The 16,778-nt window shown below is 64.6% G+C and carries 13 protein-coding genes; 7 read left to right on the top strand and 6 right to left on the bottom strand.

Annotated elements, in window-relative coordinates:
* Nucleotides 1–971 precede the first annotated feature (971 nt).
* Entirely contained in the window at nt 972–2,267 is a 1,296-nt protein-coding gene (locus tag D0B32_RS29605) for an MFS transporter (protein WP_117337890.1), read from the bottom strand.
* A gap of 372 nt (nt 2,268–2,639) precedes the next feature.
* Here D0B32_RS29605 and D0B32_RS29600 point away from each other — a divergent pair, with 372 nt between their 5' ends.
* A complete protein-coding gene (locus tag D0B32_RS29600; RefSeq protein WP_117337889.1) occupies nt 2,640–3,359 on the top strand; it encodes a response regulator transcription factor in 720 nt (239 codons plus the stop codon).
* A gap of 54 nt (nt 3,360–3,413) precedes the next feature.
* Here the strand turns inward: D0B32_RS29600 and D0B32_RS29595 are convergent, their stop codons facing one another.
* Complete coding sequence (locus D0B32_RS29595; RefSeq protein WP_117337888.1) at nt 3,414–4,319, bottom strand: dihydrodipicolinate synthase family protein; 906 nt, start codon at nt 4,317–4,319, stop codon at nt 3,414–3,416.
* Between the two features lie 369 nt (nt 4,320–4,688).
* Here D0B32_RS29595 and D0B32_RS29590 point away from each other — a divergent pair, with 369 nt between their 5' ends.
* The 4 genes from D0B32_RS29590 to D0B32_RS29575 are packed head-to-tail and all read left to right on the top strand — an operon-like array spanning nt 4,689 to nt 8,362.
* Nucleotides 4,689–5,651, top strand: coding sequence for a 4-hydroxyproline epimerase (locus D0B32_RS29590; protein ID WP_117337887.1), 963 nt, complete (start codon nt 4,689–4,691; stop codon nt 5,649–5,651).
* Entirely contained in the window at nt 5,648–6,775 is a 1,128-nt protein-coding gene (locus D0B32_RS29585; protein ID WP_117338003.1) for an FAD-binding oxidoreductase, read from the top strand. Before D0B32_RS29590 ends, D0B32_RS29585 begins: the two co-directional genes overlap by 4 nt.
* Nucleotides 6,768–7,034, top strand: a complete 267-nt coding sequence (locus D0B32_RS29580) for a 2Fe-2S iron-sulfur cluster-binding protein (protein WP_117337886.1) — start codon at nt 6,768–6,770, stop codon at nt 7,032–7,034. The genes D0B32_RS29585 and D0B32_RS29580 overlap by 8 nt, the downstream gene beginning before the upstream one ends.
* Nucleotides 7,031–8,362, top strand: a complete 1,332-nt coding sequence (locus D0B32_RS29575; RefSeq protein WP_117337885.1) for an FAD-dependent oxidoreductase — start codon at nt 7,031–7,033, stop codon at nt 8,360–8,362. The genes D0B32_RS29580 and D0B32_RS29575 overlap by 4 nt, the downstream gene beginning before the upstream one ends.
* 5 nt (nt 8,363–8,367) lie before the next feature.
* Here D0B32_RS29575 and pdeM read toward each other — a convergent pair whose 3' ends face one another.
* Together pdeM and D0B32_RS29565 are read right to left on the bottom strand one after the other, a co-directional pair.
* Nucleotides 8,368–9,039, bottom strand: a complete 672-nt coding sequence (gene pdeM / locus D0B32_RS29570) for a ligase-associated DNA damage response endonuclease PdeM (RefSeq protein WP_117337884.1) — start codon at nt 9,037–9,039, stop codon at nt 8,368–8,370.
* Nucleotides 9,036–11,582, bottom strand: coding sequence for a ligase-associated DNA damage response DEXH box helicase (locus D0B32_RS29565; RefSeq protein WP_259295212.1), 2,547 nt, complete (start codon nt 11,580–11,582; stop codon nt 9,036–9,038). Before D0B32_RS29565 ends, pdeM begins: the two co-directional genes overlap by 4 nt.
* Nucleotides 11,583–12,211: 629 nt before the next feature.
* On the opposite strand from D0B32_RS29565, the gene D0B32_RS29560 reads away from it, so the two are divergent.
* Nucleotides 12,212–13,501 carry a DUF445 domain-containing protein gene (locus D0B32_RS29560; protein ID WP_259295211.1) on the top strand — a complete coding sequence of 430 codons (1,290 nt, stop codon included), beginning with the start codon at nt 12,212–12,214 and terminating at the stop codon, nt 13,499–13,501.
* A gap of 33 nt (nt 13,502–13,534) precedes the next feature.
* On the opposite strand, the gene D0B32_RS29555 is transcribed toward D0B32_RS29560, so the two are convergent.
* Nucleotides 13,535–14,260 (bottom strand): SDR family oxidoreductase, encoded by a 726-nt coding sequence (locus D0B32_RS29555; RefSeq protein WP_117337882.1) that lies wholly within the window; start codon nt 14,258–14,260, stop codon nt 13,535–13,537.
* A gap of 145 nt (nt 14,261–14,405) precedes the next feature.
* Between D0B32_RS29555 and D0B32_RS29550 the strand changes: the two genes are divergently transcribed.
* Nucleotides 14,406–15,299, top strand: coding sequence for an AraC family transcriptional regulator (locus tag D0B32_RS29550; RefSeq protein WP_117337881.1), 894 nt, complete (start codon nt 14,406–14,408; stop codon nt 15,297–15,299).
* 61 nt (nt 15,300–15,360) lie between these two features.
* Here the strand turns inward: D0B32_RS29550 and D0B32_RS29545 are convergent, their stop codons facing one another.
* On the bottom strand, nt 15,361–16,536 hold the full coding sequence (locus D0B32_RS29545; RefSeq protein WP_117337880.1) for a porin: 1,176 nt from the start codon (nt 16,534–16,536) through the stop codon (nt 15,361–15,363).
* Nucleotides 16,537–16,778 lie beyond the last annotated feature (242 nt).

The raw sequence follows: 16,778 nt of genomic DNA, 5'->3' as shown, positions 1-16,778 counted from the left end.
GGCACCTACTTTTCTTTGCCTGCCGCAAAGAAAAGTAGGCAAAAGAAAGCGGCTCACACCGCTAGCCTGGTAGGTGTCGCCCCCGCACAGTTTGGTTAGTGGTCCGAAGACGAGATGTGTTCTCGCACATTCCGCGTTCGTGACACAGGGCTCATTCATCCCGCTCCGCACTGTGTGCGTCGCGGTGGGGTACACGCGGTCGGCGTGACCTTATTGCATATTTCTCCCGTTGAGTGTCGTTTTTGCGCTGTCCCGCGTGCGGGCATTCTTTGTTTTATTTTTTTGGCCTTGCCTTGTTTTCTTTTTGGTTTGCTTGCGTTGCCCCTGTGCGGGGCGGCACCTACTTTTCTTTGCCTGCCGCAAAGAAAAGTAGGCAAAAGAAAGCGGCTCACACCGCTAGCCTGGTAGGTGTCGCCCCCGCACAGTTTCGTTAGTGGCCCGAAGACGAGATGTGTTCTCGCACATTCTGCGTTCGTGACACAGGGCTCATTCATCCCGCTCCGCACTGCGTGCGTCGCGGTGGGGTTTGCTCGGGACGGCTGGTGCGATCAGGTAACCTCATTGCACATTACACCCCTGACCACCTGCTCCGCGCTGCCGCGTGTGGGTGCCGTATTCGTGCACCGGGCAATGATGAACAGGAAGGAAGCGAAATCCCCGCAAACGCGGGAAGAGGGGCGTTATGCCCAACGGCGGGGCGCGCAGCGCGACGCTGGAGCGGATGACTGCCTGGTCACGAGCGAAAGTGGTGCGAGAGACCATCTCGTCTCGGACCAATGCCGCGAGAGCGGCGAGGGAGACACCTACGAGCTAGCGGTGTGAGCCGCTTTCTTTTGCCTACTTTTCTTTGCGGCAGGCAAAGAAAAGTAGGTGCTGCCCCGCACAGGGGCAACGCAAATAGACCGCTAAGAAAACAAGGAAAGGCCAACAAACCAACAAACCAACAAACCAGCGCTACGCGAAACCCCCCCTCATTCAAAATCCTTAATAAAAACCGCCGTCCCCATCCCTATCAAACAAACCACCCCCACATACAAAGCCGGCGCCTGCGCCCCCCACTTGAGCATCAAGGAAACCACAATAGGCGTGAGCCCACCAAAAACCGCATATGCGACGTTATAAGAAAACGAAATCCCCGAAAACCGCACGACCGCAGGAAACGCCTTGACCATCACGAACGGCACCACGCCAATCGTGCCGACCAGAAACCCCGTCAACGCATACAGCGGCAACAGCTTCGAAGGATCGAACGCGACCTGCTGGAACATCACGTAGTACGACACAGCCAGTGCGATGCCGCCAAAAAACAGCGTACGTCGCGCACCAAAGCGCCCGGCGATCGAACCCGCCACCACGCAGCCAATCGAAAGACACAGCGTCGCCAGACCATTGGCGAGCAGTGCGGTCGCCGCTGGAATGTGAAACTGCTTTTGCAGCAGCGTCGGCGTCATCAGGATTACGACCACAATCGCCGCCGACAACATCCACGTCAGCAACATCGACACCACCACCGCGCGGCCATGATCGCGCAGCACGGCCTTCAACGGAATTTCCGCCGCCAGCGTCTTGCGCTGCTTCAGCTCGGCAAACACCGGCGTTTCATGCAGCCAGCGGCGCAGATACACCGAGATCAAACCGAACACACCGCCCAGCAAAAACGGCAGCCGCCACGCGTAAGCCGCGATGTCCGCCGCGGCAAAGTGACGGTTGACGCCCGAGGCCACCAGCGAGCCAAGCAAAATGCCGGCAGTCAGACCCGCCGTCAGCGTGCCGCAGGCATAACCAATATGGCGCGGCGGCACGTGCTCCGAGACGAACACCCACGCGCCCGGCACCTCGCCGCCCACCGCCGCGCCTTGCAGCAGACGCATGATCAGCAGCAGCACCGGCGCCAGCAAGCCGATACTGGCATAAGTGGGCAACAAACCCATTAGCAGCGTCGGCACGGACATCATCAGCACGCTCAGCGTGAACATGCGCTTGCGGCCGAGCAGGTCGCCAAAGTGCGCCATCACGATGCCGCCCAGCGGACGCGCCAGATAACCCGCGGCGAAGATACCGAACGTCTGCAACTGACGCAGCCAGTCGGGAATGGACTGCGGGAAAAACAGTTGCCCGATGGCCGGCGCGAAGAACACGAAAATCACGAAGTCGTAGAACTCCAGCGCGCCGCCGAGCGCGGCGAGGCTGAGTGTCTTGTAGTCGCTGGGACCCAGTGCGCGTGCGGTGAGCGCGTCTTGCGCTGCGCCCGTGGTGGTTGCTTGCATTGCGTTGTGGTGTCGATGATTGAATTGCCGCGCAGGGCGCGCGGGATGCGGCGGTCGTCGGGCGAGAAGTGTGGAGCGCCGGGTGGAGCGCGCGGCACGCGCGCCACAGTCGGGATAAGACCGGCGCGCTGACGACATGGGCCAGCCGGCCATTTTACATACAGTACGCAAAGCGCGCTCGGACATGCGGCGCGGCGGTGCAGTGGCCGGAAGCGGCCCGCGCTGACAAGGAATCCAGAGTCGGTTGGTCAGAATGCGGTGGGTGTCTGACAGAGTCGTCCGATCAGGGGCTAAATTAGGACTCTTCCTATGTGCGGGCTGAGGGGGGAATCCCAGAATCGCGTCCGATCCATTTGTTGAGAGTTACCCCCCATGCGTATTGCCATCCTTCAGCGCGACCCCGTGCAGCGCCAGTTGCTCGAAAAGATTCTGCTGCAGGCGGACCACAGTGTACTTAGCTACGACGACGGTCTGAGCATGTCGAAATCGCTCGCGCGTTCGACTGTCGACCTGTTGGTGCTGGATTGGCACGGCGTCAGGTTATCGGGCGCGGACGTGCTGCGCGCCGTACGTGCCGTCGGCGGCGACCGCTTGCCGGTCGTGTTCGCGTCAACCGATACGACGGAAGAGAGCGCGGTGCGCGCACTCGCAGCCGGCGCCGACGACTACGTGAGCTTGCCGGTGCGTCCCGCGGAATTCCGCGAGCGTGTCGCGGCCTTGCTGCGGCGTGCGTACCCTGATCGTTACAGTACAGCCAGCTTCGATGCGGGTCCCTACCACTTCGACGCCAACCGGCAGATCGTCACCCTGCACGGCGCGCCCGTGCAGTTGTCGGGCACGCAGTACCGGCTGGCGTCGCTGTTTTTCGCCAACGTCGGCCGCGTGCTGTCGCGCGATCACATCTTCGCGATGGTGTGGGGGCGTGAGTTCCGCGAGTTCACCCGCACCATCGACAGTCACGTGTCGCGCCTGCGGCTGCTGCTCGAAATCGAGCAACAGAATGGCTACCGGCTGCAACCGGTGTACAAGAGCGGCTACCGTCTGCTCAACCTGCATCAGGGCGATGCAGCGCTGGAGAAAGCGGCGGCCTGAGGGCGGCGCGGCAAAAAGCAAGACGCGGCGCGGCTGTCATTCGGCCGCGCCTTTTCACAGCACAGGCAGCGTCGGCCGTGTTTCCAGCGAATGGCGAATCAGCGCCTCGACCTGCTTGCGCTCCTCACCCGCGAGCGGCAGGCGCGGTGGGCGCACCGGCTCGGTGCCGAGCCCGACCATCGCTTCGGCCAGCTTGATGTTCTGCACGAGCTTGTGCGAAACGTCGAGCGCCAGCAGCGGCGCGAACCAGCGGTAGATGGCGCGCGCTTCTTCAAAGCGACCCGCCTTATACAGCTTGTAGATCGCCACCGTCTCACGCGGGAACGCGCAGACGAGGCCCGCCACCCAGCCGTGCGCACCCATCAGCATGGCTTCCAGCGCCAGATTGTCGACGCCGCACAGAATCGCGAAGCGATCCCCCACGGCGTTGATCAGATCCGTCACGCGGCGCACGTCGCCGCATGATTCCTTGATGGCGACAATCTTCTTTTCGTCGGCGATATCGGCAAACATGTCGGGCGTCATGTCCACGCCGTACGCGAGCGGATTGTTGTAGATCATTAGCGGCAACGCGCTGGCATCGGCGACGCTGCGAAAGTGATGCAGCGTCTCGCGCCGATCCGACAGATAGCGCAATCCCGGCAACACCATATAACCTGCTGCACCGTGCCGGCTGCCGGCTTCGGCCTGGCGGCAGGCGTCGAGCGTGCTGTTTTCGGCGATGGTCAACAGCACCGGCACGCGGCCCTGGGAAGCGTCGACGGCGATATCGAGCACCTCGAGCTTCTCGTCGAGCGAGAGCGTGGAGGCCTCGCCCAGTGAGCCGCACACGATGATCCCATCCACACCCGCGTCGATCTGCGCTTCGATATTCTTCTTCGTCCACGCCCGGTCTATGCTGAAATCGGCGTGGAACTTGGTGGTGACTGCAGGCAATACGCCTTCCCAGATATGCGCCACGACTGCTCTCCTGAATGTGATGAGTTGACCGCAGTGTACGTATGGAAAAATCCGCCGTCTTGCGTGAATCGCGCGTGCGGGATGACGATTTCAGCATAACTCGGGCTGCGTCGCGCAGGGGTGTCGGCTAGAAAACAAGGCCCGGTAGCCGTCCTGTCGGCCGCTTTACGAGACAAAATCTGCAAGCGAGCGCAGCAATTTCCCAGCATATGGACACGCTACCTGGAAGTCACTCTGCCGCATGCTGTGCGAATCCCACCGCGCCCAGCGCCACCGCCGCCACAACACGCTTTCGCTATGCCGAAATCGTCATTCTGGACGCGTAATGCCGCCAAGACCATCCACCGGTGCCTTTTCTAAGATGGTGGCATGAAAACCTTGAACGTAATCGATTCACACACGGGCGGCGAGCCGACCCGTCTGGTCGTCTCCGGCGGCCCGGAGCTGGGCAGCGGTTCGCTGGCCGAGCGGCTCGACGTGTTCCGCAGCCGCTTCGACGACTGGCGCGCGGGCATCGTCACGGAGCCGCGCGGCTCGGACGTGGTGGTGGGCGCGCTGCTGTGCGAGCCGCACGCGGCGGATTGCGCGGCCGGCGTGATCTTCTTCAACAACGTCGGCTACCTCGGCATGTGCGGCCACGGCACGATTGGGCTGATCGTCTCGCTGGCCCACATGGGACGTATCGGACCCGGCCAGCACCGCATCGAAACGCCGGTGGGCATCGTCGAAGCTACCCTGAACGTCGATGGCAGCGTGTCGGTGCGCAACGTGCCGGCGTATCGCTACCGTCAGGCGGTGACGGTCGAGGTGCCCGGCCACGGCGCATTGACCGGCGATATCGCATGGGGCGGCAACTGGTTCTTCCTCGTCGCCGAGCATGGCCGCACGCTGGAACCCGCGCATATTCCAGAACTGACCGCCTTTACCGCGACGATCCGCGATGCATTGAGCGCCCAGCACATCACGGGGGCCGAGGGCGCGCTGATCGATCACATCGAACTCTTCGCCGCGGGCTCGCGGGCGGGCATCGACAGCCGCAGTTTCGTGCTGTGCCCCGGCAACGCCTACGACCGCTCGCCGTGCGGCACCGGCACGAGCGCCAAGGTGGCGTGTCTCGCCGCCGACGGCAAGCTCGCCGAGGGCGAGGTGTGGCGCCAGGAGAGCATCATCGGCAGCGTGTTCGAGGCGACCTATCAACGAGACGAAGGTGCGCCCGGTACGGAGCACGCGAGCATCGTGCCGACCATCACGGGGCACGCCCACATCATGGCTGAAAGCCGGCTGTGTTTCGATGAACGCGACCCCTTCGCATGGGGTTTGCGCGCGGCATGACAGCGGATGTCGTGATCGTCGGCGCGGGCATCGTCGGCGCGGCATGCGCGGCGGAACTGGCCGCGCGTGGTTTGCGGGTCGAGGTGCTCGACGGGCAGGGCATCGGCGGCGGCGCGACGGCTGCCGGCATGGGCCATATCGTTGTGATGAACGACTCGCCCGCCGAACTGGCGTTGAGCGCGTGGTCGCGTGACCTGTGGCTCGAACTGGCGCCGCAACTGCGCCAGCGCGACGCCTTCTCGCGCTGCGGAACCTTGTGGGTCGCGAGCGACGAGGAAGAATGCGACGCTGCCTTCGCGCTGCACGATGCGTTCGCGGTGTGCGGCATCGCCGCGCAATGGCTCGACCCTGCGGCGCTGCGCGCCTGCGAACCCGCGCTGGCCGCTGGCATGGCAGGCGGGTTGCTGGTCGAACACGACAGCATCGTCTACGCGCCCACCGTCGCGCAATGGCTGCTGACCCAATCCCCGGCCGCCGCGAATATCACGGTGCGGCTCGGCGTGACTGTGAGCGCCGTGGATGCGGGCGGCGTGACGCTCGCCAGTGGTGAGCGCGTGAGCGCGGGCCAGGTGGTCGTGGCCAACGGCATCGGCGCCAAGGCATTGCTGCCTGCGTTGCCGTTGCAGCCCAAGAAGGGCCATCTGCTCATTACGGACCGCTATCCCGGCTGGATCCGGCATCAATTGCTCGAACTGGGCTACATCAAAAGCGCGCATCACGCGAAGGGCACCTCGGTCGCCTTCAATGCACAGCCCCGCCCAACCGGCCAGTTGCTGATCGGCTCCTCGCGCCAGTTCGACACTACGGATCCCGCCGTGGACATGCCCGTGCTCGCGCAGATGTTGCAGCGGGCGGCACGCTATCTGCCGGCCTTGCCGAGCCTGAATGGCGTGCGCGCGTGGACCGGTTTCCGGGCGGCGTCGCCGGATGGTCTGCCGCTGATCGGCCAGTTGCAGGAGGCGCAGCCCGGTCTGTGGGTGGCGGTGGGACACGAAGGCTTGGGCGTGACCACGTCTCTCGCTACCGCGAAGCTGCTGGCGGCACAGATGACCGGCGAAGCTGCGTCGATTGCGCACGAGCCCTATCTGCCGCAACGTTTCATGCAGGGAGTCTGTCATGCTTAGGCATACGAATGATTCGATCAGCGTGATCGTCGACGGGCAGGTCGTGGTGGTCGATCCCGGAACATTGATCGTTGCGGCGCTCGCCATGCGGGGTGTGCGCGGCACTCGTCAATCCGTCAGCGGTGAACCACGCGCAGCGCTGTGCGGCATGGGTATTTGTCAGGAATGCAGAGTAATGGTGAATGGCCGGTCGCACGTACTGGCATGCCAGACGGTATGCCGTGACGGCCAGATCATCCGTACCACGGGACACCTATGAAGCGCTCCGCCACTCAGCACTATGAGGTCGTGGTGGCCGGAGCGGGCCCGGCGGGACTGCACGCGGCGCGCGCCGCCGCCCAGGCCGGAGCGCGCGTGCTGGTGCTCGACGATAATCCGCTGCCTGGCGGCCAGGTCTGGCGGCAGGGGCCGCATCATCCACCGCAAAAGGGCTTGCGCGCCGTACAGACAGCACTGGAGGCGCATCCCGGTGTGACCGTCTGGAGCAGCGCGCGCGTCGTTGCGCCGCTGCCGGAAGGCGGGCTGCTGGTCGAAGCGGCGGAACAGGGCGGTATCCGGGTCCGTTACGGTCAACTGATTCTCGCGACCGGGGCGCGCGAGCGGCTGCTGCCGTTCGCAGGCTGGACCTTGCCAGGCGTGACGGGAGCGGGCGGCTTGCAGGCGCTGATCAAGAGCGGTATTCCCGTACGCGGCGAGCGCGTCGTGATAGCGGGCAGCGGGCCTTTGCTGCTTGCCGCACTCGCTACCGCACGCGCAGCGGGTGCCGACGTAGTGGCCGTGGTCGAACAGGCACCAGCGCGAGCGGTAGCGCGTTTTGCCGCCTCGCTGCTGGCCACGCCCGCGAAGCTGCTGCAAGCCGCCCAACTGACGCGCGGCTTCGCGGCGACGCGCTACTGGACCGGCAGCGTAGTAATCGAAGCACGCGGCAACGGCCGTGTGGAAGCGGTGACGGTTCGGCGTGGGCAGCGCGCAGTCACGCTCGAGTGCGACCGGGTTGCGTGCGGCTACGGCCTCGTGCCGAATCTCACGCTGGCGCAGGCGCTGGGGTGCGCGGTCAGCGAGCGCGGCGCGGTGGCGGTGGACGAGGCGCAGCGCACCTCCGTGGATGGCGTGCTGGCCGCCGGTGAGTCAACCGGCGTCGGCGGAATGGAACTGGCGTGTATCGAAGGCGAAATTGCAGGCTTGATGGCGGGCGGCGCGATAAACAACGAACGCGACGAGCGCAATGAGCGCGTGCAGCGCGACCTGCACGGCTTGCGAGCACGACGGACGCGCTGGCAAGCCTTTGCACGGCGTGTGGAAACGGCGTTCGCCTTGGGCGAGGCCGCTCGCACCTTGCCGCCTGCGGATACGCTGCTATGCCGCTGCGAAGACGTGACGGTGGGCGAGGTGCGGGCGTTTGCCGACTGGCGCGACGCCAAACTGCACACCCGCTGCGGGATGGGGGCGTGCCAGGGACGCATCTGCGGGACCGCCGCCAGCACGTATTTCGGCTGGCAAGCAGCGGAGCCGCGTCCGCCGTTTCAACCGGTGCGGATTGGCACGTTGATGGCCGCCTGCGAAGTCGACGACGCGCAGATCGAGTAGCGCCTTCACTTCACCGCCAGCACATTCCCGTCGGCGATTACGTAAATGGACTCGTCGAGCGCGCTGTCATTGACCACATAACCGCCGGTGAAGCTGCCGAACGCAGGCAACACGCCGGCGCGCTCGTTGAATCTGAAACAGGGCAGACGCACCGATTCGATCCGCGTCGCCAGCCGGTACACCGGATGCTCGTGACCCGCCAGCGCATACGCGTCTGCCACACGCTGCGGGTAATGACACAGCGCCCACGGCCCGACGCGCCACGGTTCCGTAGCCGCCTCGTAATCGAGCGAGGCGGGCGGCAAACCCGCGTGACGGTCGTGATTGCCTTCCACGATGGTGATGCGCATCTCGCGATGACGCGCCCGCCACGCGTGCAGCGCGGCCATCACTTCAGGCGTGTGAGATTGCGCGCCATGCAGCACGTCGCCGAGAAACACCAGCCGCTGCGGATCATGCGCGGCAATCAACGCATCGAGCCGTGCGAGGTCTCCCGCCGTGGAGCCGACCGGCACCGGAATGCCGTGCGAGCGGAACACCGCGTCCTTGCCGAAATGCGCATCCGCGACCAGCAGCAGCTTCGAGACGGGATCGAACGCGGCCCGCTCGGCGCACAGCACGAGCGGGTGACCGTCCAGTTCGACGGTCAGCGTCGGCGCAAACGGCGTAGCGCTCATCGCGCGGCCTTTTCGAGTTCGGCGAGCATGCGGCTCACGCGATCCGCGAGCTTTTCGGTGCTCACCTTTTCGCGCATCCGGCCGACGATCAGCGGAAAAGCGAACGGGGTGGGTTTCTTCGGATGCGTGACGACGATGCGGCTCGCGGCCATGCGTGCCAGCGCCTCGCGAATTCGCACGAGTTCGAGTTCCTGCAGCATCACTTCGGCGTCCGCCTGCGCGAGCAGCAGATTGCCGCTATCGTGCTGGCGAAATACTTCGTAGAACAGACCACTCGACGCCTGTAATTGCCGCGCGCTTTTTTGCTGGCCCGGATGCCCCTGATACACGAGCCCAGCCACACGCGCGATCTCACGGAAACGCCGCATTGCGAGTTCGGATGCATTCAGGCTCGCGAACAGATCGTGTTCGAGTCCCTCGGATGAAAGCACGCCGCCTTCGAACAGCGCGGCCCAGTCGAACGCTTGCGCGGACAGCAGTTCGAAGCCGTAGTCGTTCATCGAAATGGAGAACGTGCCGGGACTGTCGCGCGCCGCGCGCCACGCGAGCAACGCGCCGAGGCCAATATGCGCGGTACGCCCCGCGAACGGATAGCAAAACAGATGATGACCTTCACGCGAGCGCAGCAGTTCGACCACGAGCGCGCCGGGTTCCGGCAATGCCGACCACTTGCGCTGCAATTCGAGCAATGGACGCACCGCTTCCATTTCGGGCTCGGCGTAGACGTCGTGATCGGCTTCGGCGAACATCGCCAGCATGGCGTCCGCCAGTTCGGATGACAGCGGCATGCGGCTGCCCGCCCAGCGAGGCATCGCACCACGCGACGAGGTGGCGCGCTTCACATAGGCGGTCATTTCGCGCACACGCACCAGTTCGAGCGCGCGTCCGCCGAACGTGAACACGTCGCCCGGTTTGAGGCGTGAGATGAAGGCCTCTTCCATTGCGCCGATTTTCGAGCCGTTCACGTAGGCCACCTGCATGGTCGCGTTGGCGACGATCGTGCCGATGTTGTTCCGATGACGTCGCACGAGGTCCGCACGCGGCACGCGATACACGCCGTCGTCCTCGCGTACCACGCGGTGATAGTCCGGGTAGGCGGCCAGCGAAGTGCCGCCGCGTTCGACAAAGGCAATTGCCCAGTCGAATTCCGCGCGTGTCAACGTGCGGTACGCGTGCGTGGTGCGCACTTCGTCGAACATCGCTTCGGCAGTAAAGCCGCCGCCAATCGCGATCGTCACCAGATGCTGGACCAGCACGTCGAGCGGCTTGTCGGGAATCTCGCGGCTTTCGATTTGCCGCGCCTCGACCGCGCGGCGCGCGGCGGCAGCTTCGACCAGTTCGAGCGCGTGGGTCGGCACGATCGTCACGCGCGACACGCGACCCGGCGCGTGACCCGAGCGTCCCGCGCGCTGCATCAGGCGCGCGACGCCCTTCGGTGAACCGATCTGGAACACGCGTTCGACGGGCAGAAAATCGACGCCCAGATCGAGGCTCGACGTACACACCACCACTTTCAGCTTGCCGTTTTTCAGGCCGTTTTCGACCCATTCTCGCACCTCGTGATCAAGCGAGCCGTGATGCAGCGCGATCAGCCCGGCCCATTGCGGCCGCGCTTCGAGCAGCGCGCGATACCAGATTTCCGACTGCGAGCGCGTGTTGGTGAAGACGAGCGAGGTGCCCGCCGCCTCGATTTCCTCGGCCACGCGCTCCACCTGACGCGTGCCCAGATGACCGGCCCACGGAAAGCGTTCGATGGTGTCCGGAATCAGCGTGTCGACGAGCAGGGTTTTCGGCTGCGCGCCTTGCACCAGCGTACGCGGTGTACGCGTGGGCGCGAGCAGCACGTCGGCCGCGAAGGCCGTATTGCCGAGCGTCGCGGACAAGCCCCAGATCTGCAGATCGGCACGCCAGTGGGCGAGGCGGGCGAGTGCGAGCTGGGTTTGCGTGCCGCGCTTGTTGCCGACCAGTTCGTGCCATTCGTCCACCACGACGAGCCGCACGTGCGCCAGTTCAGCGCGCGCGTTGCTGCGCGTGAGCATCAGCGAGAGGCTCTCGGGCGTCGTGACGAGGGCCGAGGGCATGCGACGGTTCTGGCGGGCGCGCTCGGTGGAGTCGGTGTCGCCCGTGCGCAGGCCGACTGTCCAGGGGACGGCGAGGTCGATGGCGGACGATTGCAGGGCGCGGGCGGTGTCGGCGGCGAGCGCGCGCATGGGCGTGAGCCATAGCACCGTCAGCGGATCGGGCTGGGCCGTGGCGCTCGAAACCGCGTGGTCGGCGAAAGCGGCGAGGGCGCCGAACCACAGCGCCCAGGTCTTGCCGGAGCCGGTGGTGGCATGCAGCAGGCCGCTCTCGCCACGCGCAATGGCCTGCCACGTGTCGCGCTGAAACGCGAAGGGCTGCCAGCCGCGCGCGTCGAACCAGTGTTGCAGGCGCGTGCCGAAGGGCTCGACGGCCGCTGCCGGGTCGAGGTGCAAGGGCGTCGAATGGAACGCCTCGGCGGCGCGGGCGTCGGCTTTGGCCTGCTGTTCACGGGTCTTGGGCACGCGACGGGTGCGCGGGGCACGCCGTGCGCCGCGCGGTGAGGGTGCTTGCGCCTCTGGCTGCGCGTGGGGCCGTGGCGACGGCTCGTCCCGCAGTTCACCCTGCAGTTCAGCCGTTGGCAGAGCCGCAGAGTCCGCGTCCGAATGCCCTGTGTCCGCCGCTGGGTCCACTCGTCTCGCTGAGTTCAACCATCCTCCGATAGCTGCTGTTCACCATACCCATTTACACGGCGCACCACGCCGGGCTGGACTCGCGAGCCGCGCCCTGAGTTCACATCCCGCGCAGTACGGTCGCAGTACGACATCAGCCAGCAACGAGCGCGCCCGGCCAAGAGGCGCACCGTTCGCGCGCCGTTCGCGCACCGTCATAGGTGTGACTCTGGCAGCAAGCCGCGAGGCGTGCTCATGGTGAACATGGCGCCCGCGCGGCCGCGCCGGATCAAAAAGCGGATCTCGGTGCAACGCTATACTGAACTGATCCGACGCCGCTGTTGCGTGCCTGCTGATTCCGCGGCGAGCCGTGACCGGCAATGCCGGGCGCGATAGCGGCCCACGTTTCCTGACCACGGGCAACAGAGGCGTGGCAGACGCGTGGCATCCACGATGAAGCGGTTCTTGCAGGAGGGAGCGAGTTGAGCGTTGCGACCGGGACAGACAGTAAAAGCGGCCACACGCGGGCCGACCAGGCAGCCAGTCACAAGCTCGTGCGGCTAAGGCGCATGCGCACCACGGCCACCTGTCTGCTCGTGGCGATGATCGTGCTGCTCGTCGTCTGCGTCACCTGGCAGGCGCACCATCCGTGGCTGCAGTGGCCACGCGCGTTTGCCGAGGCGGCGACGGTCGGCGCGATTGCCGACTGGTACGCGGTGGTCGCGCTGTTCCGCCATCCGTGCGGCATTCCCATACCGCACACTGCGATCATCGCGAAGAACCAGCAGCGTATCGCGGAGAGTCTTGGCAGCTTCGTCGAGCAAAACTTCCTGACGCCCGAGGTCATTCTGGCCCGGTTGAGCGGTTTCAATGCGGCACAGGCGCTGGCAGAATGGCTCGCCGTGCGCCACAACAGCGTGGTGATCGCGGACGTGGTGGCGGGCTCGCTGCCGCGCTTGCTGGAAGGCCTGGACGAGACGGATGTCGAGCATCTGTTCACGCGCTTCGTGATACCGCGTTTGCGCACCGTCGACGTTTCGCGCGTCGCGAGTCAGCTCCTGGATATCCTCACCGAAGGCAACCGGCATCAGCCCTTGCTCGACCGCGGCCTGAGCGCTGCGGAAAGCTGGCTCAACGCGAACGTGGACCGCATCAAGGCCAAGTTCGGCGAGGCGTCGAAATTCACGCCGGCGCCGCTGGATGCCTACATCGTCAACAAGTTCGTCGAAGGCATCATTGCGCTCATTCATGAAGTCGTTGCCAATCCCGAGCACGAACTGCGGCAGCAATTCGACGCGGCGGTGCAGGAGCTGTCCGTCAATCTGCGCACCTCGCCCGCGTATCGGCGGTTTGGCCGCGTCGTGCTGCGTGACTGCATCCAGCACCTCGAAGGCGGCGGCTACTATCGCGTCATGCTGGATCATCTGCGGGCGCTCGTGCTCGCCGATCTCGGCAGCGGGCAATCCGCGGTGCGCGAGATGCTGGCCGGCACGCTGGCGTCCATTGGGCGAGGGGTGGCGAGCGACGCCTCCATGCAGCACAAACTCAACGCATGGTGGCTGGATATCGCCGGTCAGCTCGTGCTGCGGCATCGGCATCAGTTGTCGGCGCTCATTACCGACGTCGTGAAGGGCTGGGACGAGAACGAAGTGACCCGCAAGCTGGAGGCCGAGATCGGCCGCGATCTGCAATACATCCGCATCAACGGCACGTTTGTCGGCGGCATGGCGGGACTGCTGATTCACGCCTGTGTGTTTCTCGCCGCGCGGTGAACGCGCCGTGCAAGCGGCGCAGCCCCCAAACCCTCACCACGCCTGCGGCCCCGACTCCTGGAAGAATGCGCCGGTCGGGCCATCGTCGCCGAGGGTCGCCAGCCAGACTGCCGGCGTCGCACCTTGCACCACCGTGCGAGGGCCCGCATGGTCATTGAGATCCGTCGCCACGTAACCCGGGTCGGCCGAATTCACCTTGATGCCGAACGGCCGGAACGCGTTGGCGAGCGCAACGGTCACGCCGTTGAGCGCCGCCTTGGAACTGTTGTAGCCCAGGTTGTTGAACGCGTTGTACGGACTCGACGGATCGGAGGTCAACGTCATCGAGCCAAGCCCGCTGCTCATATTGACCACACGGGCAGAGGGCGCAGCCTTGAGCAGAGCCTGAAACGCCTGGGTGACGCGGATCGGCCCGAACACGTTGACTTCGTAGGTGGCCTTGATGTTGGCTGTGGTTTCCTCGAGCGGCGTGGCGCGCGGCCCGAGGATGCCGGCGTTGTTGACCAGCACGTCAAGATGATCGGTTTGCTTCGCGAGCACTTGCGCCGCTGCCTGCACGCTCGCATCGCTGGTGACGTCGATTTCGAGCAGCTGCACCTTAAAGCCCGCCTCGTTCAACTCCGTAACGGCCGCCTGACCACGCGCGCCGTCCCGGCATCCCAGCCAGACCGTATAGCCCTTTTCCGCGAGTTGCCGGGCGATCTCCCGGCCAATGCCCTTGTTCGCGCCTGTGACGAGTGCGGTTTTCGTGTGACTCATGATCTTGCTCCTTGTGCGAAAGAGCTTCATGTTAGGGCGTACGGACAAGCGGATGCGCGCGAGATTCTGTCAAATGCTTGCCTGATCCTCTCATCTGCCTGCGTGTGGGCTTGTGAGACGCGAGGCATCGAACCATACTTCGAGCATGGCCGATTACCTCACTCAATTGCGCGCCGACCTGCTGCGTCATGCACACGGGCGACGCACCGAAACCCCCATACCGCGGGTCGCGTTGTCGCGCGGTCATGCGACCACGGGCCCGCTCTCCGGCCTGTATGAGCCGATGCTCTGCCAGGTGGTGCAGGGCGCGAAAAGCGTCCTGATTGGCGATAGGGTGCTGAATTACGATCCCGGCAACTGTTTCGTGACGGCGGTCGAGGTGCCGGCAACCGGCAGGATCGTGGAAGCCAGCGAAGACAGCCCCTATCTCGCCATCAGCCTCGTGTTCGATCCGGACGTGATTGCGGAATTGCTGCCGCATTTGCCGGGGACGGTGGACGAGCCGGTGGCGAGCTTCGCTGTCGCGCCGGTATCGGCGGACCTGCTCGAAGCGTGGACGCGTATGACGCGCTTGCTCGATCGTGTCGAGGACATTCCGGTGTTGGCGCCCATGATCGAGCGGGAAATTCTCTACCGCTTGATGCAGGGGCCACAGGCCGGCGTGCTGCGTCAGATTGCGCGCATAGGCAGTCGCCTTGCGCAGATCAGGCAAGCCGTCGCGCAGATCCGCGAGCAGTACGATCGCGTTTTGCGCATCGAGGACATGGCGGAAACCGCCGGCATGAGCCTGTCCACCTTCCACCGGCATTTCAAGGCGGTCACGGCCATGACGCCGCTGCAGTATCAGAAGACGGTGCGGCTGCAGCACGCCCGCCGCATTCTGATGGTGGAAGACCGCGCGGTCACTCAGGTGGCGTATGAGGTCGGATATGAGAGCCCGTCGCAGTTCTCACGCGAATATGCCCGTCAGTTCGGTGCGCCGCCCGCGCACGATGCGGTGCGTCTGCGCGCGGCGCCAGCTCTATTCGACGAAGCGTAACGGTGCAACGAAACAGCGAGTTAGTTAGATTTCCTTATGTTTGACGCGCCGCATTGATCCGCTAGAACATCTTGCGCATTCCCACTGCCACGCCGAGCTGGTTGGTGCGGCCAATGGTGTTGGTCGGCGCGCCTGCGGAATTGACCCCGCCGGGGTAGTCGGCCTGGAAGGCGCCGGTGCCGCGGGCCCAGTCGGTGATCGCATAGACTTCCGTGCGCTTCGTGAACGAGTATTCGGCGAGGATGGTGGCGGACTGGTTGACGCCCTTGCCGAGACCGCCGTCGAGCAATTCGGCATTGCGCGTTTGCCCGTAGTAGTAGGCGAACGTGAACAGCAGCGGGGTGGTGGCCTGCCAGTTCGCACCGGCGTAATACGTGTCGTCGATCCGGTTCGGGCTGCTGCCCTTCAAGGTGGGCGAGCCGGACTGCTGCATGTTGAGGTCGGTCAAGCCGGTCTGGTCCTGGCCGTGCAGCCAGCCGGCCAGCAGACGGATGTCATGCGTGACCTGATACGCGCCGCTCACGTGCAGGAAATTGGTCTTGGCGCCGTTGATGGCACTGCCCACACTGCCGCCGGTCGACGATGTCGTCGCCGAGGTTGGCACGGAGACCTGCTGGAAGCCCGCGTTGAGCATGGCCGGCCCGAACGTGTAAGTGAGTTCGATGGCGTAAGTGGAGCCGATGCCAAACGCGCCCGGCTGGTTGCTGAAGCCGTACAACGCGTCGATATCCAGCTTCTCGAAGCTGCCCTTGTACTTCACCGCATTGTTGACTTCGAGGTAAGGGCCAATGCCGTTATAGGCCCAGCTGTTTTGCCAGTAGTTACCCACGGTCAGCGGATCGAAGATATCGCCAAGGGTGTCGTACACCGGCGCATATTGGCGGCCGAGGGTCAGTGCGCCCCAGGTGCCGTTCGAGATTCCCACATAGGCCTGTCTGCTAAAGAGCGTGTCGGGCACATGCAGTTGCCCGTCGAAGGCTTCGAAGCCATTTTCGAGGTGGAAGACCGCGGCCCAGCCACCACCCAGATCCTCGCTGCCTTTTACACCCCAGCGGCTGTGCGTTTCCGGGCCCGAGGTCATGGAGACCGAATCGTCGCCGCCTGGACCGGCGTTGGTCTGATAGCGCACGGCTTCATCGACGATGCCGTACAGCGTGACCGAACTCTGAGCGTAGGTGGACGAAGTCGCGGCGGCGAACAGCGCGCCAGCAGCACTGCAAATGACGATCTTTTTCATGAGCGATCCACAGTTAGGGGTGGGCCGACTGAGAAGACTTTTTTGCGCGGGCTCTATCAGAGCGCTAAACAGGCTGTGAACCGGAGCGTAGCGTGTCATTGAATCGACGCACAGCGTTTTTGTCTTGCAGTGTTGTTTATTTGCCGTATGGCGCGGAAAGCGGGCTAATTGTCTGTCAATTGAAATTGAAAAAATACACAGGATAACGATGTATCCATCGCATCGCGTTTTTCGAGTGGCAG

The sequence above is a fragment of the Paraburkholderia sp. DHOC27 genome (assembly GCF_003429005.1).
In the GTDB taxonomy this organism is placed as follows: Bacteria; Pseudomonadota; Gammaproteobacteria; order Burkholderiales; family Burkholderiaceae; genus Paraburkholderia.
The sequence above is the reverse complement of the archived record's forward strand: the minus strand, read 5'-3'. Positions and strand labels throughout refer to the sequence as shown.